This window comes from Vibrio harveyi, assembly GCF_030060435.1.
Taxonomy (GTDB): domain Bacteria; phylum Pseudomonadota; class Gammaproteobacteria; order Enterobacterales; family Vibrionaceae; genus Vibrio; species Vibrio harveyi.
Map to the genome: position 1 here is coordinate 530,172 of NZ_CP125876.1, position 24,263 is coordinate 554,434.

Genomic DNA, 24,263 nt, shown 5'->3' on the forward strand with positions numbered 1-24,263 from the left:
CCTTACCAGAAGTAGCGTTGATGACCGCAGATACGCATCAATGCTTCGAGATAGTAGTAATCACCGTACGGCAGCATGTTGTTTGCCATGTCTTTTGCGACAAACGATGCGCCTTGAGAAAGTAAGCCATGAGCAGAAGGGTCTGCCGTTAGATCGCATTGTTCGATCAATCCTTGAACTAAATGCATGCCCCATTGCTCGAAGAAATCACGCTCTTGCTCGTCCTCACAAAGGCTCGCAATCAACAAGAAGCCTGCTGCTGTAATAGCCCCCGCCGAACTGTCTTTGTATGGGTGCTCAGACTCTGGTAAACGGTAATCCCATACAGGAACCGCATCATCTTGCAGGTAAGGCGTGACAAACAGCGCTAGCTTTTTCGCAAGCGCCAAAAACTCAGGATTCTTGGTATAAAGGTAGGTTTGAGCAAAACCATGAATAGCCCACGACTGACCTCGAGCCCAGCAAGAGTCATCTGCATATCCTTGAAAGGTTTCACCTTTGATTGGCGTTTGAGTCAGAGGATCAAAGTTAAAGGTATGAAAAGTAGAGAAATCATCACGAACAATATGCTTAGCCATTGTTTTTGAGTGATTAATTGCTGCATCTTTTAATACATCACTATTGGTTTGATTTGCTGCCCAAAAAAGCAGCGCCGTATTTTGTAGCGAGTCGATAATTGTTTTTCCCTGAGTTTTTTCAGGACCAAGAATGTGAGTTTCATTCCATGCAACAATATATTGACCAAGTCGACGGTAGCGTTGATATAAACTATGAGCAGCTTCTATACCCATTGATTTATATTCTTCATCTTCGGTTAACATATAACCAGCAACGCAACTTAATGAATATTGAAAACCTAAATCATGATCATGCCAATTTGGGTTGATAAGTAATTCTTTAAAATAAGGTTTACGCATATTTGCGCTATTTTTGAACGTCTCATCACCTGTCAGCTGGTAGCAAAGCCACAACTGACCAGTCCAAAATGAAGAAACCCAATCTGAAGGACCACAGTATCGCCATGTACCATCTTCATTGCCGATCTTAGGGTTATTAATGCCAATACGAGGGATATTATTTTTAATTGAAGAAACAGCCTTTGTTAATTGCTCTTCAAAATTAGTGCTTTTATACCTTTTTGAGGGATATGCATGTTCTATCATTGCGACTCGTTCCAGGTTGATTATTTTATTTCACGTATTTTTTATCTGGAGCCAGTTTATGAAGATATGAGAGCTTCATTCAATGTGTAAAAACATGCAAAAATGAAAAAAAAGAAACTACTTCGGTAATTTTCCTTATTTAGGTAACAATTTGTGAATAATGTCACAGAGCCAATAATTGAGGGCGATCACGCTTATAATATATGAATCAATAGAGTTTCATTTTTTGCATCCCTCAGCAATTTTCTTCATTCAAATAAAAAAAATAATCACTTAATTTCTGTTGTGACTTTCGTCTTTGAAAAATAAATAGAACAAGGAAATTAATGTGAACCACTCTACGATCAAAACCTCTCTTCTCATGACATCAATTGCCTTATGCAGCCAAGGTGTTGCTGCGCAAGATATCGATTTTTCTGGATATTTTCGTGCAGGTGCAGGTTCTAGCTCAAGCAATGGTGCGATGGTGTCTTACAACAAACAGAAACTTGGTCGCCTCGGCAACGAAGATGACATTTATCTGGGCTTAGGCTTGGGGACTCAGCTTGCGAAAACCGATCAATACGATGTCTATTTCCAATCTCGTTTTGTTTACCAGTCAGATGGTTCAAACGATTGGGAAGCCATGGATGACAGCGATACTGACTTCATGTTCAAAGAAGTAAACGTAGCGGTGAAAGGACTGATACCTTCTCTACCAGAATCTACTGTATGGGCAGGTAAGCGCTACAACCAACGTCACGATAACCACATCATTGATACCTACTACTGGAATGTGTCTGGTACTGGTGGCGGTATTGATTACATTCCTGTTGGTGACGGTCTGCTGTCTGTCTCTGCCATCCGCTCAGATCGTAAAAGCCAAAATTTTGATGATCCAGGCACGAAGAACAACAAGCTCAACGTCAACATTTTCGACATTCGCTATAAAGGCATCAAACTATGGGAAAACGCTGAGCTGGAAGTCGGTCTTGACTACGGTATGCCAAATGAGTCGGATGAATTTACGTTGCAAACCGAAGATGGTGTGATGGCTACTGGCTTGGTTACCTACGGCGGTAAATGGGGTAAGAACAATACGGTTTTCCAATACGGTACCAACGGCTTCTCCAAAGCGCTGTTTAACGACCATGCAGGTAAAAACTACTTCGCAGAAGTGCAAAAAGATGCGTCCGCTTACCGAGTAATGAACTATGGCTTGTTGAAACTGACCGACGACGTTGTACTTGCTCACTCTCTGTTCTGGACCTCTTCAATTGACGATATCGAGATCAACCAGACCACAACACAAACGACTTTTTCAGCGGTTATTCGCCCTGAATACAGCTGGGACGACAACAATAAAACCGTACTCGAGCTAGGCTACTTCGATGCGACGACTGCCGATGACACCCCTCAATCAGCTAGCAAGGTAACACTTGCTCAAACTTGGTCGCCATCTAAGAGCTTCTGGGCTCGCCCTGAACTGCGCGTATTCGCGACTTACTTCCAAGACTATGAAGACGATCATGCATTCGGTGATAACAACGACACCGAATTCCAAGTCGGTATTCAAGTTGAAGGCTGGTTCAAATAAGACAAAGCCTGCTCCTTCGGGAGCAGGTCTTTTTCTGTGAAACAACAATAAGTCTAGAAATAAAGGAAACGCGGAATGCAGTCATCTTACCCTTTTCACATCATGGCAAAACCGACCGGATCTACCTGCAATATTCAGTGTGATTATTGCTATTTTCTCGGTCGTGAAGAAACGCTGAAAGAAGTGACTGCGAACCCAATGCCGCTCGAAACCTTAGAGCTTTACATTAAGCAATACATTGAAGCTCAACCCACCGAACAAGTGGTTTTCAGTTGGCAAGGTGGTGAACCAACACTGCTCGGTCTCGACTACTTTGAAACCATCATCAAGCTGCAAAAAAAACACAACCCACTTGGTAAAACCATTCATAACGATTTGCAAACCAACGGAATGTTGCTCAACAAGCCGTGGTGTAAGTTTCTTAAAACTCATCGTTTCTTCGTCGGGTTAAGCATCGACGGAACCCAAGAGGTTCATGATCATTATCGCCACACACGCTCAGGCAGAGGCACACATAAAAAGGTGCTCAATGCGGCGGCTTTGCTTCATAAATACCACATCCCTTTTGCGACCCTCACTTGTGTGACTCACCAAAGCACACTCTCTGCACTAGAGATTTATCGCTTCCTGCGTGATGAAGTGAAAACCAAACAAATGCAATTTATCCCGATCGTGGATAAAGCCGAGCTAGAAATGCGCTCTTCATGCCTTGTCACCACTCAAGAACCTTATTCTGTTTCCCCACAAGGTTGGGGCGAATTCATGACAACCGTCTTTGATGAATGGCTGAAAAACGATATTGGTCAGGTTTACATTCCAACCGTTGAGGACTGCCTCGCCGTTCTACTGAATCATCCCTCTTCATCCTGTGTGACAAGCCAATATTGTGGTCGTGCTCTTGCGATAATGCAGGAAGGCTCCGTCTACAGTTGCGATCACTACATCGAAGATAGCCACCGCTTAGGTAATGTCAAAAATACACACTTGGCGCAAATGGCATGCGACCCAAAACAACAATCTTTTGGTCTCGATAAGACCCACTCACTTTCTCAACAATGCCAGCAATGCCCATACCTTAAGTTCTGTTTTGGCGGTTGCCCTAAAGACAGGGTGCGTTCAAACAAAGAATCTTCTCCGCAAAATTACCTCTGCTCAGGATTGCGCGCTTTCTACCAGCACGCCATTCCAGCATTAAAACAACGCATAAAAAACGTGTACCCCCAATAACAAGGAAATGATTCCATGAGATACAAAATAGGAACTCTCTCTGTCGCTTTGCTGCTTGTCGCTTGTAATAGCGAATCGAGTGTCGAAAACACCAGCCAATACTGGACGGATTTTGTTGCCAGCCGAGATTCAGCATCAGGTCTGTTGGATACCTCAACAACACTACCTGAAGAGCGCATTCTTCAAGACTACTCCTTTGCTGGTTATAAATTCAGCGATACGCCATTACCGGCACCCGCCCCAACAGAAACGGATGCTCTATACCATGTGTTTAATGTCCAAGATTTTGGGGCAATACCGAATGATTCAATCAGCGATAAAGCTGCGATAAAAGCCACTATTGAAGCGATGAAACAAAGCCGTACGACGAATCCCGCTGAGTCAAAAATCGCTGTGCTTTATTTTCCTGAAGGCACTTACATCATCAATAATGCCGCAGATGATGCCCTCATCGATCCAGATAACGTGGATGATATTAAGAACAAGCAGCCGATTTTCGTCGATCTGGATAATGTTGTGGTGAAAGGCGATGGCGTTGGTAAAACCGTGCTCAAAATGGACACCTATTTGCAGCCAGAAAATCCATCCAAAAAATGGACGACGCCACACATGTTTCAACTCGGAGCAAGAAGCGACACCGAAACCACATCCGCAACTATTGAGCTTTCACAAACGCTTGAAGGCGGCTCAAGCTTTTCTGTTCAGGTAGACAGTAGCGCAGGTTTTTCTGTCGGCGACAGTGTTCAAATTTCTGCTTTGATTCAACGCGAGCCAGCAATCAACGACGCAATCTCACCGTACCTCATCGAGTACAAAGCCTCTGCACCAGACACGCCAGTTTGGACCAATCTGGTTAAAGGGCTCGATAAACGCGAGAAACATACCATTGCTGCTATTGATGGCAATGTTCTGACATTCTCTACCCCAGTTGCACATACGCTCGATCAAGCCGACGCTTGGCAAGTGAAAAAAGTCACCTCTTATGAAAACGTCGGGATTGAGAACATGACGATTTCAGGCAACTGGCACGAAGAATTTGTCCATCATGAAAGTGCCTTGCACGACAGTGGTTATAGCTTGTTAGCACTTAATCGAGTTCATGACAGTTGGGTAAGAAACATTGAACTACGCGATTTCAACCAAGGAGGCGTGCTATGGAATACCTACAATGTGACGGTTGATGACGTCACGCTGTCCGGAACGCCGGGACACCTTGCTTTCACTATCATGTACGGCAACTACAACTTAATTGAAAACATTACCGACAACTCTCACGCTTGGCATGCGCCTGGCGTATCGAAATACTCGATTGCCAATGTGTACAAAAACAGCCAATACGCCGCTGACTCCTCTATTGATTTGCACGGTGAGCAGTCCATGCACAACCTATTCGATAACATGAAGGGCGGATGGATTTATGGTCGCTGGGGCGCGAGTTCTGGCAACCAACCAAACCATCTAAAAGGGCTCACTTTCTGGAATCCTGTCAACACTGGCGTAAGCGCAAATGAATTTATGTTTATGAAGGATGATGGCATTTACGGTCGTGTGATTATGCCTTACATCATCGGGATGACGGGCTCAGAATTCTCTGTCGCACCACAAGCCAAGTACATCAATACCATGATCGAAAACGGCACTGCGAACTACTCCGAAGTACCCGATGAAAGCCTTAAGCAAGCACATTTGGAGTCTATCGGTACGGCGGTTGAACCAGCATCACTGTTCGATGCACAGTTGAATTTACGCCATGCTAAGTAACCGATGAATTCGAGGTAAAGCCGAAAGGCGATGTCACTTAATAATATCGACTGGAGGCTCAATTGAGCCTCCTATAACAACCAGAAGCTGTCCTTATGAAAACCTCCGCAACACTCAATATCCTGCACTTCTTAGAGAAGCTCGACCCTTTTGATAAGCTCCCCACAGAGATCGTTGAGCAGCTCGCCGAACTCGTAGTGGTGCGTTACCTCGCGAAGGGAGAAACCATCGACGAAGAAACTTTAAGTCAGTCGGCGCACTTGTATTTCATTCGCTCAGGTGCAATTGAGCAAAAAGACTCGACAGGAGGTTTGTTGGCTCGATTGGGAGAAAATGACCAGTTTGGGTTTACCTTCTTTCAAGATTCTTCCCTTCAATCGCAACGTTATCAGGTCTACGCACTAGACAGCACCTTGCTTTACTCCATCCCCTACGAAGCTGTGCGTAAGGTGATGAGCAGCGCAAGCGCAACGACAGATTGCTTTGATCCACAAGCACCAAAACGTCTAAACAGTGCCGTCAATCACTCGCAACACAAGGAAAACAAAAGTTTATTCTTCAGAACTGTAAAAGACATCGCGAGTGAAAACATTACGTCTGTGGACTATCTCACCCCAATCCAAGACGTAGCAGAACGAATGTGTTCTCGTCCTAAAAGCTCTTGTGCCGTCGTAGAAAAAAGCGGTGAATTGGTGGGAGTTATTACCGATCGAGACATGACTATGAAAGTGGTGGCGAAAGGGCTCCCACTCACGACGCCAGTTCACCAAATCATGACCTCTCCTGTAACCGTGATCGATGAAGACGAGCGGATCATTGAAGCCATTTCACTCATGCTAGAGCACAATATCCGGAGCCTGCCTGTCATATCAAAAGGGCAAGTCTGCGGACTGCTTACGACCACCCACTTAGTACACAACCACCGTACCCAATCGTTGTTTTTGATTGAGAAGATTCGCTACGCTGATTCTATCGAAGCTCTTGCCAAGCTGCGCGACGAGAAAGAGTCGATTTTTCAGGCGCTGGTTGAAAACGGCACCTCCTCAAACCTACAAGGCAAAATCATGTCGATGATCATGGATGCGTTTACTCGCAGAATCATTGAACTAACGGAGAAGGTACTTGGTCCTGCGCCCTGTAAGTATGCTTGGATGGTGGCAGGTTCTCATGCGCGTAATGAAGTGCATCTCTTATCTGACCAAGACAATGCCATCGTCGTTGAAGATGACAAATTCCAAGAGCACCAACTGTACTTCGCCCACCTTGCGATGCGAGTTTGCAACGCCCTAGCGGCTTGTGGCTACCCACTTTGCGATGGTAAATATATGGCAGCATCTCCTCGGTGGTGTCAGCCTCTGCAACGTTGGAAGCACTATTACAATAAATGGGTTTCTAGCCCGGAGTACAATCAATTATTGAATATCAGTGTGTTCCTAGAGACCCGCGCCATCTATGGTTCTTATGAGTTAGTCGAGGAGTTGCAAGATCACCTCAACGATTGTATTCAACACAATTCGAGCTTTTTGCCATGCTTGACGCGAGATGCCATTAACATTTCACCACCACTGAGCATCTTTAATAACTTGGTGGTAGAGAAAGGTGGGGAGCACAGCAATACCTTAAACATCAAAAAGTACGCCTTGAATCTCATCGTAGATTTAGCGCGAATTTTCAGCCTCTCGGTAGGATGCAAGCTTGCTGGCACAGAGGAGCGATTTCGTTATGCTATGACTCATAAAGCCATTTCTGAAGATGCCTGCGAGAGCATTATTGAAGCGCTGCGATTCATTAGCCAAGTTCGCTTCCGCCATCAATTGCATGCTATACAAAACGGGCATATACCCGATAACCACATCGCCCCCGATCAATTCAGCAGTTTTGAAAGAAAGCACCTCAAAGAAGCGTTTAAAATCATCGGTAATTTGCAAGACGTCGCAAAGCTTAGGTTTGTAAAAGGAAACCAATAAGCCATGTTGACGAGTCTAAAACACAAGTTCCACTTGGAGAACATCGAGACACTTCGACAAACTATCGAAGACCAATGTGAATGGATTGGCGGTTGGGGAACCTATCTCAGCACTCCGTTGCCCTCAGTCACGTCACCACTTCAACAGCTTGAATATGTCGCTATTGACTTCGAGACAAGTGGACTCGATTTTAAACACGACCAGATTTTATCTATTGGTTTAGTGCCATTCAATTTTCAACAGATCGAACTGTCGACCGTTGACGAGCTTTTTATTTCACACGGGCAATACATCACCGCTAAAAGTGCCAGCGTGAACCAATTAACCCCCAAGCACCTCAGCCAAGGGCTCACTATCGATGCAGCGATGAATAAACTCTTTGAAGCCTTGGCAGGAAAAGTGGTATTAGCTCATGGAGCATTCATTGAGAAAGGCTTCCTGTCGCGCTACCTCAGCAAAAAGTTTGGCATCGTTAAACTTCCCTTTTACTTTATCGATACGATGGAGCTCGAACGACGATTCTTATCATCAAACCTTGTTCATAGCCCTGCCAGCTTTCAGCTTGATGACCTCAGGGAGAACCTTGGATTCCCTGCTTACTACAACCACAGCGCAGCAAGTGATGCGTTAGCATGTGCCGAGCTTTTTATTGCCAGAGTGCATAAAACGACTTCACTCGCCAATGCCGCTCTACACAAGGTAATGTCGTAAATCCGCTGGAGCCCATCAATAAAAAAGCACCACATCTTTCAACATGGTGCTTTTTGGGGGAAATTCAGAGTCGGTTTATAGCACTGCTTTGCGACTTGGTAGGAAGACTTCACCGAGCATGCAGCGTACAGAGCCACCGCCAATCGATTCGATGGTAGAAACGTCGAATGACAGCAATTTACCGTGAGTCGCCAGTTGATTTCTTTGTGCTGGTGAGAACGCATCGTAAGCCGATTGAGACATAGCAATGACCTTATCGCCGCGTACCGTTTCCAACTGAAGGATGTTGCCGCAGAACTGGTTCATCTGCTCAAGCGAAATCGAGATAACCTGCTTATCTTTCGCCAATGATTTAAGCACAAAGCGACGCTCAAACTCAGGGATCACTTCATCACATATCACGCAGAACTGCTCACCCACCGCCATCATCACGTTAGTGTGGTAAATCGGCGCGCCAGAAGGCAAACGGGTTTGGAAAGAAATCACGCGATCGTAACCAATGCGCTTGGCATAATCTTCTAACACCAGACGATCACAACGCTGTGAAAGCGCGGCATAAACGGTTTTGTTGAAGTGGTCGAACACCATCACGCCTGTGCTTTCTAGGTAGGCTTCTTCTCCGAGGTATTCGGTTAATGAATCTTGTTGATGCACTTCACGACCCGCTTTTGCTAATGCGGCGACCAGCGCATCTGGGCGAACTTCATGCTGACGGTTTTCACACGCCATCGGGAAGGTATACAAAGTGCCTTCTGGAGTGGTGCTAAACCAGTTGTTCGGGAACACAGCATCTGGCGTGGCAATATCCGATTGAGGGTAATCAAACTCAACCACTTGCACGCCTTCTTTACGCAATGTTTCAACCATCGCGGAAAATTCAGCCATGGTGTTACGTGAGACTTCTTCTTGAGTCAGAGAAACTTGGTGTTGAAACTCGTTGTCTTGCGCAGTTTCTTCGTTAAAACGAAACTCTTTAGGTGGCACCATCACAATGCAATTTGCGGTATGACGCAGAGCACTTTGCGTGCTTTCTTCTTTTCCATGTGCATTCTGAGGCACTGATTCGTGTAATAGCATCCAATACATTCCTTTTCACTAGAATGATGAGATTGTAAATTTATTGTTAACCGCAGTTTTGCTGTTTTTAATAATAAATCCATCAACCAAAAGTAAATATTTTGGTATAAGACCGGATTAACCCGACTTTTTATTGTCACTTTGCCGATTTACTGTTTTGTTACGCGTGAATGGTCATCTCAAGAATAATGCACTAGCGAATTCTTTATAACCAACTAGTTACATTTAAAAGGCAATCGGTTAGACTATTTTTTCGCCTCTCACACATACGCAAATACGTCTGCTTTTCTGGCTAGCAGACCACAATATGTCTTATCTCCACGTTCAGGATTTCTGCCTCGTCCAAGGCAAGAAGAATTGACGGATTCACCCTCTGACGTGGCAATGCTTTAACTTTAGGATGAGTTATGTTTAAACGATTTGAAGGCTTTACCGAGCCGTTCCCCAAATCACAGCCTGATCAACCCCCAACGGGGATCTTTGCGTTCTTACGCCATTACACGCGCGGCTTTGAGAAACCGCTGATCATCATGTCGATCATGTCGACGATTGTGGCGATCGTAGAAGTGTCTCTGTTTGGTGCCATGGGTCAGTTGGTTGATTGGCTATCCACCAGCAATCCAGAAACCTTTTTGCAAGACAACAAAGCAGACCTTATTTTCTACGGCTCTTTATTGCTGATTGTCATGCCGATTTTGGTGGTGGTTTACTCGCTGCTGATTCACCAAACTTTGCTGGGTAACTACCCGATGTCGGTACGTTGGCTTGCACACCGTTACTTGCTTAATCAAAGTCTGAACTTCTATCAGGATGATTTTGCAGGACGTGTCGCCACCAAGGTGATGCAAACCTCTTTGGCGGTGCGAGAAACCGTCATGAAGACGATGGACGTGTTTGTTTATGTCTTGGTTTACTTCACCAGTATTATCGTGATGCTAGCGGCGGCTGACTGGCGCTTGATGATCCCAATGTTGGTTTGGCTAATGGCGTACATCGCTATTCAGATCCACTTTGTTCCGAAATTAAAGGCCGTGGCTACTGAGCAAGCCGATGCTCGCTCCACCATGACAGGGCGCATTGTCGACAGCTATACCAACATTCAAACCGTGAAGCTGTTCTCACACAGTAAACGAGAGACCGAGTACGCCGAAGAAGGCATGAAAGGCTTCTTGCATACCGTCTATCGCCAAATGCGCTTGGTGACCGGCTTCGATGTAGCAGTAGAGATTTCCAATTATCTATTGGTGTTCTCGGTGGCTGCGCTATCGATTTACTTGTGGTTGGATAGCGCGATTAGCGTTGGTGCCATTGCAATTGCTATCAGCTTAGCCCTGCGTATCAATGGTATGTCGATGTGGATCATGTGGGAAGTCGGTGCCCTATTCGAAAACTTGGGTACTGTCGTAGATGGCATGAAGACGCTATCTAAACCTATCGACATCAAAGACAAAGCCGATGCGAAAGATCTGCAAGTTTCTCAAGGCGGCATCCACTTCGATAACGTGAGCTTCCATTATGGTGAGAAAAAGGGCGTGATAAACAACCTCGACCTTAATATCAAACCGGGTGAGAAAGTGGGCTTAGTTGGACGATCTGGCGCGGGTAAATCCACCTTAGTGAACTTGCTATTGCGCTTCCACGATGTAGAGGAAGGTTGCATCAAGATTGATGGGCAGGAAATCTCGAGCGTCACGCAGGACTCGCTACGCTCGAATATTGGTATGGTGACGCAAGATACGTCTTTGCTACACCGCTCAATCCGCGACAATATCTTGTATGGCAACCCAGATGCGACTGAAGAAGACCTGATTAAAGCGACTAAGCAAGCGCACGCACACGAGTTTATCGAAACCCTAACCGACCCGTTCGGCAACGTGGGTTACGACGCACAAGTGGGTGAGCGCGGTGTGAAACTGTCTGGTGGTCAACGCCAGCGTATTGCGATTTCACGTGTACTGCTAAAAGACGCACCTTTGCTGGTATTGGATGAAGCGACTTCAGCACTGGATTCAGAAGTTGAAGCCGCCATTCAAGAAAGCTTGAACGAGCTGATGCAAGGCAAAACCGTTATCGCCATCGCGCACCGTTTGTCGACCATTGCGCAAATGGATCGCTTGATTGTGCTTGATAAAGGCAACATCGTCGAACAAGGCACACACAAAGAGCTTATTGCCAACAACGGCATTTACGCTCAGCTTTGGGCGCACCAAACAGGTGGCTTCCTTGGGGAAGAGCTCGAGGGTTAACGTTCTTAAATTGCAGTAAATCACCAAACTAAAACGGCGCAATAAGCGCCGTTTTTTCATTCGATTTTGCTATGTCGAGCCGCTTTCCCAAGAAGACACCCCACACAAATAGTGATGGCGATCACTTACTTTCTCAGATATAAAACAATTTTGTGGGTAAAAGTCACACTTTTTCTGGTAGTATGGCGTCCCGTTGCGTAATCGTTAGTAGTGGACACAACGCAGAGTAGCAAGCTGGATTCATTTGTAATTTCACTTTTTGAGAAACAGCTATACTCAATTGATGGCTTAGTTATTAATCTAATAATAAGGTAATTAGCTTATGTGTAAATGTGGTTCAATGCAGATCGTACAAGTAAAACCAAGTTGGGCAGACAAATTATTCGGCTACTCAGAGCGCTGGAAATGCCAACTTTGTTGTAAGGTCTTCCGCTTCTAAAAACACAATAAAAGTACACTTAGAATTTCTAAGAAAAAGCAGTGACCCGGCAGTGAATGTCGGGTTTTGTTTTTTTAGCGCTAACCTATTTCATCCCGCCTAAAAGCAGACCCAATCAAGCTCAACCTAGCATCTCTCTACCAGTTAGGTATAGAATCATGCCCACTTATTACTTCATCAATTCATACATAATCGGTCACTATGAACAAAAGTTTGCTGACTAATATCCTCGCGATCGCCATGATGGGCGCGGGATACCACATTCAAAATGATTACCTTTGGTACGCGGGTCTATTCGCTTTTTCTGGCGCTATCACCAACTGGTTAGCGATTCACATGCTGTTTGAAAAAGTACCCGGCTTGTACGGTTCAGGTGTCATTCCTGCTCGTTTCGAAGAGTTCAAATTGGCAATCAAAAACTTGATGATGGAGCAATTCTTTACCGAAGCGAACATCGATCGTTTCCTAAACAAGGAAATGGCTGGCGGCGTAAACATCAACCTAGAACCAGTGATCGAGAAAGTCGACTTAAACCCAGCCTTTGATTCTCTAGTGGAAGTCATTGAAGGTTCTCAATTTGGCGGCATGCTCGCAATGTTTGGTGGCGCAGAAGCGCTACAACCAATGCGTCAGCCATTTGTTGAGAAGATGCAAGAGTCCATCATCGAACTGAGCAAGAGCGACAGCATCAAAGAAGCACTCAAAGAGCAGTTAGAGTCACCAGCAATGATGGATGAAATCAAACAGAATATTGAAAGCATCATCGATCAGCGCCTAAGTGAATTGACGCCAGCGCTGGTAAAAGAGATCGTACAGAAGATGATTAAAGAACACCTTGGCTGGCTCGTCGTTTGGGGCGGGGTATTTGGTGGTCTGATCGGCGTACTGACAACCTTCGTCAGTGCCTAAGAGCCATCTAATTACTAATGCTGATTAACTCGCATTAAGAACTCAAAAGGAGCCCCATTGGCTCCTTTTTTGTACCTGTGTTTCGCGCACTTTGTGCAATTTAACCAAGCAGCTCGGGATTCACCCCAAAACCCGTCTTGTGTTCTTCAATGACCACTTCACTACGAGTTTGTATCACACCAGGCAACGTCCCAAGCTTACTCGACATAAACTCTTGGTAAGCCTTCATGTTCTTCACTCGCACTTTGATCATGGTATCGAAGTCACCTGACAGCGAATAGCACTCTTCTATTTCAGGCATTAACTCTACCGCTTTAGCAAACTTCTCAAAAATCGAAAAGCTGGTTTGATCTAAGCGAATATGGATGAAGACCTGCACATCCAACCCAAGCTTCTCCGCATTGAGCTCGGCATGATAACCATTTATGTAGCCTTCTTTCTCTAACCGTTTGACACGCTCAGAGCATGGTGATGTGGTTAAGTTAACCTGCTTTGCCAGTTCTACGACCGGAATTCGCCCACGAGAATGCAGCACTCTCAAAATTTGCAAATCAATTCTGTCTAATTGGTAACTCATTAACCACATCCTTGTAACAACTCAGGAGTCATCAGAGTAATAGTAACTATTCAGTTTGCAAATAGTGATATCAACAACGTGTGAAACCTGCATACATTTAACGTTTGCCCAGCACAAAAATTCATCAAATAGTCAAAAAATAAAAACATTCATCTGCATAATTTATAAATCAACACACCAATATTGGCGACTTTATTAATCAGATAATTTTGTTAACAAAATAATGGAATGATGAACTTTGAAGAGAAAAACATGAGCTGCAGAGAAAAGAAATGAGCCAAATGATAAGGCAATAATAGGTAAAAATATTAAGGAGAAAGCAATGTTAACCCTACAACTCGCGTACAAACCATTTGGCGTTGGAGAATGGACGTACACGACCGTCTCACACGAAGTCGCAAAGTCTCTGGCGTCTGAATATGCGTCTTACGGCTGGCCAGTTATGATCGACGGATTGCCATTCGCAACAGAAAAAGATCTTGCTGCGTAAGCGTCAATTACATAATTGCTGATGTCTGTCGCGCTGGATGCTGAACCACTTCACCAATAGCGCGATGGTTACAACAACGGCAGTAGTACTGCGGTTCCATCTCGTAGTAATGCTCACCCGATACAAACTTTGCCATCAACTGAGTAAAACTGACGACTTTGCCAGTTAGCGTGGCGATATGCTCTGGTTCACAACGCTTCATGATCACTTTATGCTGCGTTGATCTTCTACAAACTGAGCAATAAATATCCGGCATTTCTCTTCTCCCTGATTTTCTGTGCTACTGACAATTGACATATTTTGTTCAAAATAATTCCACAATTAAAAAGCCCCTTTAGTTTTTTGTGCCCCACATCCAAAAAATTCCGCACACGTGCCTGAAAACTGAGACCTTGGTCAGACCTCAACTTTTGTATCAAATTATGAACAATAACGCCTATGTATGTAATACTACGAGATACTACGCATAAGTAATTGTCACTGTGTATTTTTTTACATTCGGCAGTAAAGAGCGTCTTGATTCCGACAGGTGAGAGAGAACGGAGACCTCTCTTCCGACTCGTGTAATTTACAGTGTGAATTGTGCACAAAAAAATCGCAGTACCCCTCGCGCAGTTCAATGCGGATTTGATGCGAATAACTAAACCTGAAAGCGTTCCGCAAACTAAAGAAAGCATTGAGTGTACGGTGGGACTTGCCTCTTAGATTTGCTGTTCAGCGAAACTAAGCAGCTCTCATCGTGACATTATAATGTGCAAAAGATAACTAGATAGAACATGGAGTCATTGGCATGGAAAGCCTCGCAAAATCTCTCAATCAACAAGGGTTCCGCTGTCATGCGCTAGATCGAAAGGTCAAAGTAGAATTCGGTAGCTTTGGGCAATACGTTTACGTTATTAAGGACTACCAAACTGGTCACTATTTGGTTCTGCGCCATTTAACCATACAAATGGCGACGTTTATCCTTATGCTGATTACAGGTCTGTATGGCTTAGTAACCAAAGGAAGTGGTATCAGCGCGGTCCTTGCGGCTATCTCCGTTGGTGGGCTAATAAACCTGATTTTAATTGAAGTGAAATCTCAGCCGCTTACACAAGCTCTGCGTAAACTGTCAAACATAAGCAGCGAGGAAATTCGAAGTGATCATTCATGAGACCTCACAAAACCTACCAAAGAACAATCCGTTCTTATTCAGCATTTGGTTTCTATCACTCACCTACTTTGCTTATATAGGCGGTTACCTATGGTTAATAGGGGCAGGAATGGCTGTATTTATTCTGTTGCTGTACGTATTACATCTATCTAAGCATAAGTGGTTTACGCCAAAATCGATCAGTATTGAGCCCGCTTCTAACAGTTTGAAGTACCATCAAGATTCTACAGTGTACTTTCGTATTCCATTGAATGAAATCAGCAAGGTTCAAATTGAGAAAGAACCTTTCAGTAGTAACAGCTTGATGCTCTACACCGCCACAGATTCCTATCAGATTCCAAATTCCAACAACTTCGATAAACTGCAATTAGCGCAATTAATGAAACAGATCGAAGAGAAAATTGATGATAGAGATAGTCAAAGCGCAAACGAATGACATTATACCCAAGTGACTTCAAGATGCAGGATTCAGAGCGTTGTCATTGATTCGAGTTCAAGGAAAACAACACAGCGTAATAGCTAGCTCTTTCCAAGTTGTTTGACGCAGAAAGCGGGGCAATGACACGCTCCCGAAGGGCGAGCTGTCTTGGCTTGTATACTTTGTTGCCGATTCTTGATTTAGAGTGACTAGATCTTTAAATCGTCGCCGCGTCTACAAACCAAGTCATTCTCGCTGAACCTAGCATCTCGAGGTTACTTGGGTATATACAAGTGGCGGATTTGGTTTCTAAAGTTACACAGCGCCACATCCTTGAGCACTTTACCGAAGAAGGAAAACGGCGCTTTCTCGCAAGAATCGGACAAGATGTGACACAAGCAATAACGCATCCAGACTTTTTAGCCTTAGCGGCGTTCCGCGACAGTAAAGTGGTTGGCTTTGCCGCTTTAAAAGATGATAACTATCTCACCCACTTATTCGTCGCAACCAAAGCTCAAGGTCATGGTTTGGGTAAACAACTTCTCGATACGATACTGGACTCAACCCATGATAAGCCAAGAAGTTATGTGCGTCTTCGTTCAGCCCCCAACGCAGTTTCGTTTTATCACAAGCACGGTTTTGAACCTACCGATGATCTCTGCGAGAAAGAAGGAATTCGTTATGTGCCAATGCGATTAGCGCTCGTTTCCTCTCTTGAAATACAAAAAAGCCAGCAATGATGCTGGCTTTTCTCTCTCTTAGTCTTGAGCGACTTTCACGCGAATCTTGCTTTTCGCTACGCTGGTCAAGTTCAGCGCTTCCAGTGCAGAAATCGCTTCTGCTTCATCTGGCATGATCACAAAGCCGAAGCCTTTTGATAAGCCGGTTTCTTGATCAAGAACCAATGTACAAAGCTCTACCTTCCCGTGTGCAGAAAACAGTGCACGCATGTCTTGCTCAGTCGTTTGACGAGCCAAGTTTCTTACTAAAAGTTTCATAGTGAACCTAGTGGTTTTAATAACCCTACGATTCTCTCAGGTTCTTCAAAACAAACCAAGTGAATAATATTGTATACCCAAATGACTTCATGATGCAGGATTCAGAGCGTTGTCATTGACTCGAGGTCAAGGAAAACAACGCAGCGTAATAGCCAGCTCTTTCCAAGTTGTTTGACGCAGCAATCGAGTCAATGACATGCTCCCAAAGGGCGAACTGCCTTGGCTTGTATACTTTGTTGCCGATTCTTGATTTAGACCCACTAGACCTTTAAATCGCCGCCGCGTATACAAACCAAGTCATTCTCGCTGAACCTAGCATCTCGAGGTTATTTGGGTATACGAACAACTAGATCATTCTAAGTACATCTGCTTAAATGATTTTTCTTTCATTTTTCACCCAAAGGAGAGCCGATATGGAAACGAAACGTCTTAAGCTAATCCCTGCTTGTTTAGAACGTGCAGAAGAAGCACACCAAGCAGTACTGCGTAGCCAGAAGACACTCGAAGTGTATCTTCCTTGGGTGCCACATGTGCTCACACTAGAAGCAATGATTGAGGGGACAGAAAAAGCCATCGCCAACTTTGAAAGTTTTGAAGGGGAGTTGCGTTACTTCATTATTGAAAAAGAAAGCGACCGTTTAATTGGTGCAGTAGGCTTAATGATTCGTGATCAAGAAGTGCCGTCGTTTGAAATCGGTTACTGGCTGGATGATGCCGCGGTGGGCAACGGCTACATTTCCGAAGCGGTGCTTGAGCTAGAGCGCTACGCGTTTGAAGACCTCGGTGCAAAACGCATTGCGATTATGGCAGATTCAACCAACCTAAAAAGCCGTGCTGTCGCAGAGCGTTGTGGTTATGACTTTGAAGGTGAGTTGAGACACGACCGCCTCTCTACCTCAGGGGAATTGAGTAACACTGTGGTTTACTCAAAGATCCGTTTCTAAGCAGTTTATGATTAAGTAAGCTGTTATAAAAAATAAGCCTCACGAAGAGGCTTATTTTTATTTAACCGGTTTTTAATGTCCTGCTTAAGCGCTAATTATAGAGCGCGAATGCGCACAATTTCGTCTTGCTCAATACCCAAAGATTCAAGGAATTTTTGGTGCTCAGCAGGCTCCATCTCTTCAAATTTCTGGTGCCATGTCACCATGTCGCTTTCAGAGAAGCCCGCCGCTTGCATGATTTGTACCCAACGTTCTTTAGTCACAATATTATCCTCTATCAGTTGTGGTTCTTGTAATAGCACCACGATCGCTTTTTGCTGCGCTCGCAGATTTTGAATCTCGCGTTCGAGTTCATTGAAATGGTCTTTCAAGATCTCCGCTTGAGATTTGCCTTTCTGTGCCAACAAAGTGCGTATGCTGGAAATCGGTAACCCATAAGAACGATAAGACGAGATGGTTTTTAAACGCTGCATCTCTTTTTCTCCATACCAGCGATAACCGTTTTCTGAACGATGTGCAGGCGCTAGCAAGCCTTCACGTTCATAGTAAAGAATCGTAGTACGAGAGAGTCCACACTCTCTGGCCAGTTGGGTTACGGTTAGCATAGTGGCTCCTTTTGTCGGTACAGACATAGCATCAGCCCTACACTGATAGACGGGTCAACGCGTTTTTTACTATACCTCAGAAATTCTCGAATTGAGGTATTACGGGTCATTCAAATCACCATCGAGTAAGCACAAAAAAGCCCGCGACGAACGCGGGCTTTGTTTTTAATTGAGAGGAATTAGTCTAGCTCAACCAATTTCTTCTCGTATTCTTTGTGTTGCTCAAGTACTTCTTGCGCTGCACCACCAGTCAACTTACTTACAACAATGATCGCAATCGTTGAGAAGATGATGCCCGGTACGATTTCGTACACATCGAACCAACCGCCTGTTAGCTGTTTCCAAACCACGATAGTCACACCACCGATTAGGATACCTGCTAGTGCGCCGTTGCGGTTCATACCGCTCCAGTAAAGGCTAAGCACAACTGCTGGACCAAACGCTGCACCAAAGCCTGCCCAAGCGTAAGATACAAGACCGAGAACAGAGCTGTCTGGCGTCATTGCTAGGAATAGCGCGATAAGAGAAATCACGATAACGCCCACACGACCAATCATTACAACTTCTTCAGACGTTGCATCCGGCTTAATCACTTGCTTGTAGAAGTCTTCTGCTAGAGCAGATGACGATACTAGAAGTTGTGAATCCGCAGTACTCATTACCGCCGCTAGGATTGCCGCCAATAGGATACCAGCAATCACTGGGTGGAATACCGTGTTCACCAATAGCATGAAGATTTTCTCACCATCTTCTAGTTGCGTACCAGGGTGACCTGTTACCCACACTAGACCAACAAGACCAACTAGCATTGCGCCCGCCATAGAAAGCGCAGTCCAACCTACAGCGATACGACGCGCTGTTGTTAGGTCTTTGTTCGAACGAGAAGCTTTAAAACGCGCTAGGATGTGTGGCTGACCGAAGTAACCTAGACCCCATGCCACCAACGAGATGATCGCGATAGCCGATAGAGGCTCGCCTTTCGTATCGTTCCATAGCGTTAGTAGCTCTGGGTTAATGTTGTGCATGTCCGTCGCCAATTGACCTAGACCACCATCCATCACAGCAACTGGCACGATCATTAGTGCTGCTGCCATCAATAGACCTTGCACCAAGTCCGTCCAAGATACCGCTAAGAAACCACCGAATAGCGTGTAAGAAACCACACACACCGTGCCAATGATAACGGCAATGCTGTAATCCAAGCCGAATACGGTCTCAAACAGTTTGCCCCCTGCTACCAAGCCTGAGCTGGTGTAGAAAAGGAAGAATAGAAGAATGAAGAACGCAGAGATTGTCTGAATCAGTTTCGACTTATCGTTAAAGCGACGCGACAGGAATTCAGGCAGCGTTAGCGCATCAGTTTGAATGCTGTACGTACGTAGACGTTTTGCACTGATTAACCAGTTTAGCCATGTCCCCACAAGCAGACCACCTGCTAGCCAGAACGCTTCAATACCTGCTGCATATGCATACCCCGGAAGACCAAGTAGCAACCAGCCACTCATGTCTGATGCGCCTGCAGAAAGTGCCGCTGGCCATGGACCAAGGCTACGACCACCTAGGAAGTAGTCTGATGAATTGGAAGTCCTCTTATACGCGTAAACGCCAATGGCAACCATAATTAGTAAGTACGCCACAAAAGTGGTCGTGATAGCAAAGCTATTTTCTATCATTTGATAGTCCTCGTTATAATTATTTCCTTCCTTGCCTGCTTTGATATTTTGCCATCGCAGCAATACATCAAAGTAAGAGATACCAACCCGAGTAAGCTCTCAGGCTCTTTTGGTTCAGATTGGTATCACAAGTCAGGTTAGTGGGAGTCGCTTCCCAACTCGAGTAGAGTCGCGTTACCGCCCACCGCTGTAATATTTATCGTTCGAGTACGCTCGGTAATGAAGCGCAACGACAGATGAGGATCATGAGTCAATGTCGGTGACTCTAAATCCGTTTCAGAAACTAAGCCGACGATGGCACCGTCACGCTTAGCCAGTTGCAGGTTAAGCGCATGCTCAACCTGTGAATGCCCAACATAACCCACACTACGTACGTCGCTGTCTAACAACGGGGAAGACGCATCGTACGCAACCACTTGGACTAAGTTAGATGGGAAGTTTGCTGACGCCACAGCATGCTTAACCAATTGATTAAGCTCTGCATTGTCACTGCAAATCACCACACTGTTGCCTGCAATCAAAGCACAGGTGATCATTGCAAATGCGCTGTACAGTGCGTTCTCAGTGTGTTCTAGGTTGTTTTCACAAACGACCAAAGCCACACCGCGACCCGCTGTGTACAGCTCGTTAGTTTCGCCCGTAGGACCCACTAACTGATGAGTTTCTGCCAACAGAGACGACGCTTGCTGTAAGTGGTAAGACACCACTTTGCCAACCACGCGATGCTGCTCTTCAATGGCAGATTTAAATGCCAGCAAATGCTCGCATTTGTAATCAAAATCGGTCAGATTCCACTGCTCCCACGCAGAGAATGCATCTTTAAAAAACGTGATCTGATGAACCATAATGCGACTCCTTACGCCTTCTCTGCTTGAACAAGATGTTGTTTAGTAAAGCGGTATAGGTAGTGAGGACCACCAGCCTTCGGACCCGTACCCGACAAACCTTGACCACCGAATGGCTGAACGCCAACGACCGCACCGACCTGATCGCGGTTGATGTAGCAGTTACCCACACGAGCGTGTTTTTCAATCCAACGGTAAGTGGTTTCGTTACGGCTGTGGATGCCCATTGTGAGACCAAAACCAGTTTGGTTGATTTGCTCAACCACATTTGGCAACTCAGACGCTTTAAAGCGAACAATGTGCAAGATAGGACCGAATTGCTCTTCTTTCAGAACATCAATGCCCGAGATTTCGAACGCACTTGGTGATACAAAATCACCGTGCTGACACGCTTCATCCAACTGCAATTGAGCAACTTTGGTTTGCGTACTTGTCATGTGCTCTAGGTGAGCAAGGAGTTTGTTCTTTGCATTGCTGTCGATAACCGGACCCACATCGGTTTTGTGTAGGTAAGGAATACCAACATGCAGTTCATTCATTGCACCTTGGATAAGGTTGATGATGCGATCCGCAACGTCTTCTTGAACGAACAGAACGCGCAGAGCGGAACAACGTTGACCAGCAGAAGCGAAAGCGGAACGAATCACATCACGCACAACTTGCTCTGGTAGCGCCGTACTATCCACAATCATGGCGTTTTGACCGCCAGTTTCAGCGATAAACGGGACTGGCTGCGCGCTGCGCTCGGCAAGCGTCACGTTGATGCGCTGCGCCGTTGCTGTCGAACCAGTGAATGCCACGCCTGCAATCGCATCGTGAGAGGTTAGTGCATGACCAATTTCACCACCACGACCCGGCAATAGCTGAATCACGCCCGCCGGGAAACCAGCTTCTAGCATCAATTCAATCGCACGCGCCGCAATCAAGCTAGTCTGTTCAGCTGGCTTAACCACAACTGTGTTACCTGCAACCAATGCCGCTGTGACTTGACCAAGGAAGATCGCTAATGGGAAGTTCCATGGACTGATACAAACGAATACGCCAAGCCCTTCGCGGCTAGAAATGCGTTTTACGCCATCAAAGCCTTCTAATTCGAACGGTTGAAGGCTTTGCGCTTGTTTCGCGTAGTAACGACAGAAATCGACCGCTTCACGCACTTCATCAATGCTGTCATGGATAGTCTTACCCGCTTCTTGGTGACAAATCGCCACCAGCTCAGCCAAGTTTTCTTCCATCAGATCCGCAAGCTTATCTAGGCACACTGCTTTTTGTTCAATCGCGGTGCCTTTCCACTCTGGGAATGCAGCATCAGCCGCTTCGATTGCAGCGGAAACATGATCAAGGCTTGCGAAAGCCACCTGACCCACTTCAATACGACGATCGTAAGGGGCAGTAATGATCTCTGCGGAGTTTTCCTTGATCATGCTTTCGGCATGTTTTTCGCCGTTGATGATCGGACCCGCAGTCCACTTCTGGGTTAGGAAGCTTTCAACCTGCGCTTCAAACGGCTTCGCTTCGCTATCGATATCAACGTTCACACCGTACGAGTTTTTACGCTCTGGGAAGATGCCGGTTGGCATTGGAATTTGACCGTTGTGTAGCGTCTCAAACGAGGTCAGCACATCAACAGGGTGGTGCGTCAGCTCTGAAATCGGACAACGCGCGTCCACCAAACGGTGCACAAACGAACTGTTTGCGCCATTTTCTAGTAAGCGACGAACCAAGTAAGGCAATAGATCCGCATGGCTACCGACTGGCGCGTAAATACGTACTGGCTGACCATAAGTGTCCATTACATGGTTATAAAGCGAATCACCCATACCATGCAGACGTTGGAATTCGAAATCTTTGTGCTCTGCCATTACAGCAATCGCAGTAACAGTGTGCGCGTTGTGACTAGCAAACTGCGGGAAGATATTACCGCGCACACTTTCACTCAGTAGGAAACGCGCACACGCTAGGTAAGCCACATCCGTCGCTTCTTTGCGCGTGTAAACAGGGTAGTTCTCGTAACCCGCTTGTTGCGACCATTTGATTTCACTGTCCCAGTACGCGCCTTTTACTAGACGCAGTGGGATCAGATCACCCTGTTCTTTTGCTAGACCGTTTAGCCACACGAGCACAGGTAGTGCACGTTTCGAGTAGGCTTGAACTACTAAACCAAACTTGCCCCAACCTTTCACTAGGTCGCTGCGGTACAGTTTTTCAAACAGTTTGAGTGACAACTCAAGACGGTCTGCTTCTTCTGCGTCAATCGTGATGGCAACATCCACTTCGATAGCGCGTTTAAGCAGTTGCGTTAAGGTGTCATAAAGCTCTGTCATCACGCGTTCTTCATTCGCCACTTCGTAACGTGGGTGAAGTGCAGAAAGCTTGATAGAAACAGAAGGTGCAGGGCTTGTGTCACTGCCGTACGTTTCACGACCAACGGCTTCGATCGCCATTAGGTAGTCTTTGAAGTACTTGCTTGCGTCTGCTGTGGTCAGCGCCGCTTCACCCAACATATCAAATGAGTAAGTGAAACCTTTGTCGCGCATTGGGCGACCGTTCTTCTGCGCTTCTTCAATCGTACGACCACGTACAAACTGATGACCCATGATCTTCATTGCCTGATACATGGCTTTACGAATCACAGGTTCTGAGAATTTATTTACCAGACGGTTTACAGCCTGACCTGGGCTCTGGGTTTCCTGCTCACCAAGACCAATCACTTTACCTGTTAGCATTAAGCCCCAAGTTGAAGCGTTAACGAAGACAGAATCAGAACTCTTAAGGTGAGATTTCCAGTCAGCAACGCTTAACTTATCTTTAATCAGTGCATCCGCCGTTGCTGAATCAGGAATACGCATCAATGCTTCTGCAAGACACATCAGTAAGATACCTTCATGGGTATCTAAGCTGTATTCCAGCAATAGCGCATCAATCATCTGAATTGACTTTTTATCCGCACGGATGGCTTCGATAAGCTGGGTTGTTTGGGTCGTGATTGCCGATTTTTCTTCCGCTGTCGGCGTTGCTAGTGGCAATAATTGCTCTAGCCATTGAGACTCGTCCACCATGTACAATGGCGAGATCAGTGACCATAACTTATCAAGCGGCTGCTCGATAAATTCTGGTGTTAACACGTTCGTTGCAGTAAACATGCGTTTTCCTCAATCTCTCTCCTCGAAAACCGCTTCGAGGATCATCAATGGCTGGCAGTGTATTTTGAGGGCGAGAAGAATACTTGTCAAAAACTCCGAGCTTTTTGCTAAAAACTCGCTTTTATAACAAAACATCTACATAGTCACATGCAAATAGATAATATATTGTGTTGTAAAAATTCATCTTTGCATGTCATTTACAACAAAAGTAGACAGGTTTTCGACAGATTTTGTTTGAATAAGAAGGATTTAGATTGCGCTTTTGTGAGAAACGAACAAAAACGCTGAAAACTTTCGGAGAATTACGCAAAAAAATTTGATTTTCCTGTGCAAAATGCAAG

21 protein-coding genes are annotated in these 24,263 nt (G+C 45.4%); 12 read left to right on the plus strand and 9 right to left on the minus strand.

What is annotated here, in order from left to right:
- Nucleotides 1-2: 2 nt before the first annotated feature.
- Nucleotides 3-1,163: a glycoside hydrolase family 88 protein gene (locus QMY49_RS18965; RefSeq protein ID WP_005449918.1), complete on the minus strand. Its 1,161-nt coding sequence runs from the start codon at nt 1,161-1,163 to the stop codon at nt 3-5.
- A 328-nt stretch (nt 1,164-1,491) separates the two neighbouring features.
- On the opposite strand from QMY49_RS18965, the gene QMY49_RS18970 reads away from it, so the two are divergent.
- From QMY49_RS18970 to QMY49_RS18990, 5 genes are all read left to right on the plus strand, one after another.
- On the plus strand, nt 1,492-2,739 hold the full coding sequence (locus tag QMY49_RS18970) for a carbohydrate porin (protein ID WP_009696492.1): 1,248 nt from the start codon (nt 1,492-1,494) through the stop codon (nt 2,737-2,739).
- A 75-nt stretch (nt 2,740-2,814) separates the two neighbouring features.
- A complete protein-coding gene (locus QMY49_RS18975) occupies nt 2,815-3,966 on the plus strand; it encodes an anaerobic sulfatase maturase (RefSeq protein WP_283316069.1) in 1,152 nt (383 codons plus the stop codon).
- A 15-nt stretch (nt 3,967-3,981) separates the two neighbouring features.
- Nucleotides 3,982-5,727 carry a DUF4955 domain-containing protein gene (locus QMY49_RS18980; RefSeq protein ID WP_283316070.1) on the plus strand — a complete coding sequence of 582 codons (1,746 nt, stop codon included), beginning with the start codon at nt 3,982-3,984 and terminating at the stop codon, nt 5,725-5,727.
- Between the two features lie 95 nt (nt 5,728-5,822).
- The gene (locus QMY49_RS18985; RefSeq protein ID WP_009696495.1) at nt 5,823-7,694 is read left to right on the plus strand and encodes a DUF294 nucleotidyltransferase-like domain-containing protein; all 1,872 of its coding nucleotides are present in this window, start codon (nt 5,823-5,825) and stop codon (nt 7,692-7,694) included.
- A 3-nt stretch (nt 7,695-7,697) separates the two neighbouring features.
- Complete coding sequence (locus QMY49_RS18990) at nt 7,698-8,405, plus strand: exonuclease domain-containing protein (protein ID WP_283316072.1); 708 nt, start codon at nt 7,698-7,700, stop codon at nt 8,403-8,405.
- A gap of 75 nt (nt 8,406-8,480) precedes the next feature.
- On the opposite strand, the gene QMY49_RS18995 is transcribed toward QMY49_RS18990, so the two are convergent.
- The gene (locus QMY49_RS18995; protein ID WP_283316075.1) at nt 8,481-9,482 is read right to left on the minus strand and encodes an arginine deiminase-related protein; all 1,002 of its coding nucleotides are present in this window, start codon (nt 9,480-9,482) and stop codon (nt 8,481-8,483) included.
- 407 nt (nt 9,483-9,889) lie between these two features.
- Here QMY49_RS18995 and QMY49_RS19000 point away from each other — a divergent pair, with 407 nt between their 5' ends.
- Nucleotides 9,890-11,728, plus strand: coding sequence for an ABC transporter ATP-binding protein (locus QMY49_RS19000; RefSeq protein WP_069217864.1), 1,839 nt, complete (start codon nt 9,890-9,892; stop codon nt 11,726-11,728).
- 640 nt (nt 11,729-12,368) lie between these two features.
- On the plus strand, nt 12,369-13,076 hold the full coding sequence (locus QMY49_RS19005; protein ID WP_005449901.1) for a DUF445 domain-containing protein: 708 nt from the start codon (nt 12,369-12,371) through the stop codon (nt 13,074-13,076).
- 100 nt (nt 13,077-13,176) lie between these two features.
- Here the strand turns inward: QMY49_RS19005 and QMY49_RS19010 are convergent, their stop codons facing one another.
- Nucleotides 13,177-13,653, minus strand: a complete 477-nt coding sequence (locus tag QMY49_RS19010; protein ID WP_005449899.1) for an Lrp/AsnC family transcriptional regulator — start codon at nt 13,651-13,653, stop codon at nt 13,177-13,179.
- Between the two features lie 322 nt (nt 13,654-13,975).
- On the opposite strand from QMY49_RS19010, the gene QMY49_RS19015 reads away from it, so the two are divergent.
- Entirely contained in the window at nt 13,976-14,143 is a 168-nt protein-coding gene (locus QMY49_RS19015) for a hypothetical protein (protein WP_005449897.1), read from the plus strand.
- A 7-nt stretch (nt 14,144-14,150) separates the two neighbouring features.
- On the opposite strand, the gene QMY49_RS19020 is transcribed toward QMY49_RS19015, so the two are convergent.
- A complete protein-coding gene (locus tag QMY49_RS19020) occupies nt 14,151-14,399 on the minus strand; it encodes a hypothetical protein (RefSeq protein WP_005449896.1) in 249 nt (82 codons plus the stop codon).
- 534 nt (nt 14,400-14,933) lie between these two features.
- On the opposite strand from QMY49_RS19020, the gene QMY49_RS19025 reads away from it, so the two are divergent.
- The 3 genes from QMY49_RS19025 to QMY49_RS19035 all read left to right on the plus strand — a co-directional run bounded on the left by QMY49_RS19025 (nt 14,934) and on the right by QMY49_RS19035 (nt 16,454).
- Nucleotides 14,934-15,296, plus strand: coding sequence for a hypothetical protein (locus QMY49_RS19025; protein ID WP_283316082.1), 363 nt, complete (start codon nt 14,934-14,936; stop codon nt 15,294-15,296).
- Entirely contained in the window at nt 15,283-15,732 is a 450-nt protein-coding gene (locus QMY49_RS19030) for a hypothetical protein (protein WP_430381704.1), read from the plus strand. The genes QMY49_RS19025 and QMY49_RS19030 overlap by 14 nt, the downstream gene beginning before the upstream one ends.
- A 275-nt stretch (nt 15,733-16,007) precedes the next feature.
- Nucleotides 16,008-16,454, plus strand: coding sequence for a GNAT family N-acetyltransferase (locus QMY49_RS19035; RefSeq protein ID WP_009702245.1), 447 nt, complete (start codon nt 16,008-16,010; stop codon nt 16,452-16,454).
- A gap of 18 nt (nt 16,455-16,472) precedes the next feature.
- Here QMY49_RS19035 and QMY49_RS19040 read toward each other — a convergent pair whose 3' ends face one another.
- The gene (locus QMY49_RS19040) at nt 16,473-16,712 is read right to left on the minus strand and encodes an RNA recognition motif domain-containing protein (RefSeq protein ID WP_005449890.1); all 240 of its coding nucleotides are present in this window, start codon (nt 16,710-16,712) and stop codon (nt 16,473-16,475) included.
- A gap of 413 nt (nt 16,713-17,125) precedes the next feature.
- Between QMY49_RS19040 and QMY49_RS19045 the strand changes: the two genes are divergently transcribed.
- Entirely contained in the window at nt 17,126-17,656 is a 531-nt protein-coding gene (locus QMY49_RS19045) for a GNAT family N-acetyltransferase (RefSeq protein WP_283316089.1), read from the plus strand.
- 95 nt (nt 17,657-17,751) lie between these two features.
- On the opposite strand, the gene QMY49_RS19050 is transcribed toward QMY49_RS19045, so the two are convergent.
- The 4 genes from QMY49_RS19050 to putA all read right to left on the minus strand — a co-directional run bounded on the left by QMY49_RS19050 (nt 17,752) and on the right by putA (nt 23,922).
- Nucleotides 17,752-18,261 (minus strand): MerR family transcriptional regulator, encoded by a 510-nt coding sequence (locus tag QMY49_RS19050; protein WP_005449888.1) that lies wholly within the window; start codon nt 18,259-18,261, stop codon nt 17,752-17,754.
- A gap of 179 nt (nt 18,262-18,440) precedes the next feature.
- The gene (putP, locus tag QMY49_RS19055) at nt 18,441-19,934 is read right to left on the minus strand and encodes a sodium/proline symporter PutP (protein ID WP_005449887.1); all 1,494 of its coding nucleotides are present in this window, start codon (nt 19,932-19,934) and stop codon (nt 18,441-18,443) included.
- Between the two features lie 137 nt (nt 19,935-20,071).
- Nucleotides 20,072-20,779, minus strand: a complete 708-nt coding sequence (locus tag QMY49_RS19060; protein ID WP_283316093.1) for a 1-pyrroline-5-carboxylate dehydrogenase — start codon at nt 20,777-20,779, stop codon at nt 20,072-20,074.
- Nucleotides 20,780-20,790: 11 nt separating this feature from the next.
- Entirely contained in the window at nt 20,791-23,922 is a 3,132-nt protein-coding gene (gene putA, locus QMY49_RS19065) for a bifunctional proline dehydrogenase/L-glutamate gamma-semialdehyde dehydrogenase PutA (RefSeq protein ID WP_283316096.1), read from the minus strand.
- Nucleotides 23,923-24,263 lie beyond the last annotated feature (341 nt).

What these genes read in the sequence shown, in the direction of transcription:
- QMY49_RS19005 (WP_005449901.1), top strand. Translation starts at nt 12,369, where the DNA reads ATGAACAAAAGTTTGCTGACTAATATCCTCGCGATCGCCATGATGGGC.
- QMY49_RS19045 (WP_283316089.1), top strand. Translation starts at nt 17,126, where the DNA reads ATGGAAACGAAACGTCTTAAGCTAATCCCTGCTTGTTTAGAACGTGCA.
- QMY49_RS18965 (WP_005449918.1), bottom strand. Translation starts at nt 1,163, where the DNA reads ATGATAGAACATGCATATCCCTCAAAAAGGTATAAAAGCACTAATTTT.
- QMY49_RS19000 (WP_069217864.1), top strand. Translation starts at nt 9,890, where the DNA reads ATGTTTAAACGATTTGAAGGCTTTACCGAGCCGTTCCCCAAATCACAG.
- QMY49_RS18985 (WP_009696495.1), top strand. Translation starts at nt 5,823, where the DNA reads ATGAAAACCTCCGCAACACTCAATATCCTGCACTTCTTAGAGAAGCTC.
- QMY49_RS19010 (WP_005449899.1), bottom strand. Translation starts at nt 13,653, where the DNA reads ATGAGTTACCAATTAGACAGAATTGATTTGCAAATTTTGAGAGTGCTG.
- QMY49_RS19060 (WP_283316093.1), bottom strand. Translation starts at nt 20,779, where the DNA reads ATGGTTCATCAGATCACGTTTTTTAAAGATGCATTCTCTGCGTGGGAG.
- putA (WP_283316096.1), bottom strand. Translation starts at nt 23,922, where the DNA reads ATGTTTACTGCAACGAACGTGTTAACACCAGAATTTATCGAGCAGCCG.
- putP (WP_005449887.1), bottom strand. Translation starts at nt 19,934, where the DNA reads ATGATAGAAAATAGCTTTGCTATCACGACCACTTTTGTGGCGTACTTA.
- QMY49_RS19025 (WP_283316082.1), top strand. Translation starts at nt 14,934, where the DNA reads ATGGAAAGCCTCGCAAAATCTCTCAATCAACAAGGGTTCCGCTGTCAT.
- QMY49_RS18995 (WP_283316075.1), bottom strand. Translation starts at nt 9,482, where the DNA reads ATGCTATTACACGAATCAGTGCCTCAGAATGCACATGGAAAAGAAGAA.
- QMY49_RS19040 (WP_005449890.1), bottom strand. Translation starts at nt 16,712, where the DNA reads ATGAAACTTTTAGTAAGAAACTTGGCTCGTCAAACGACTGAGCAAGAC.
- QMY49_RS19050 (WP_005449888.1), bottom strand. Translation starts at nt 18,261, where the DNA reads ATGCTAACCGTAACCCAACTGGCCAGAGAGTGTGGACTCTCTCGTACT.
- QMY49_RS19015 (WP_005449897.1), top strand. Translation starts at nt 13,976, where the DNA reads ATGTTAACCCTACAACTCGCGTACAAACCATTTGGCGTTGGAGAATGG.
- QMY49_RS19020 (WP_005449896.1), bottom strand. Translation starts at nt 14,399, where the DNA reads ATGCCGGATATTTATTGCTCAGTTTGTAGAAGATCAACGCAGCATAAA.
- QMY49_RS18980 (WP_283316070.1), top strand. Translation starts at nt 3,982, where the DNA reads ATGAGATACAAAATAGGAACTCTCTCTGTCGCTTTGCTGCTTGTCGCT.
- QMY49_RS18990 (WP_283316072.1), top strand. Translation starts at nt 7,698, where the DNA reads ATGTTGACGAGTCTAAAACACAAGTTCCACTTGGAGAACATCGAGACA.
- QMY49_RS18975 (WP_283316069.1), top strand. Translation starts at nt 2,815, where the DNA reads ATGCAGTCATCTTACCCTTTTCACATCATGGCAAAACCGACCGGATCT.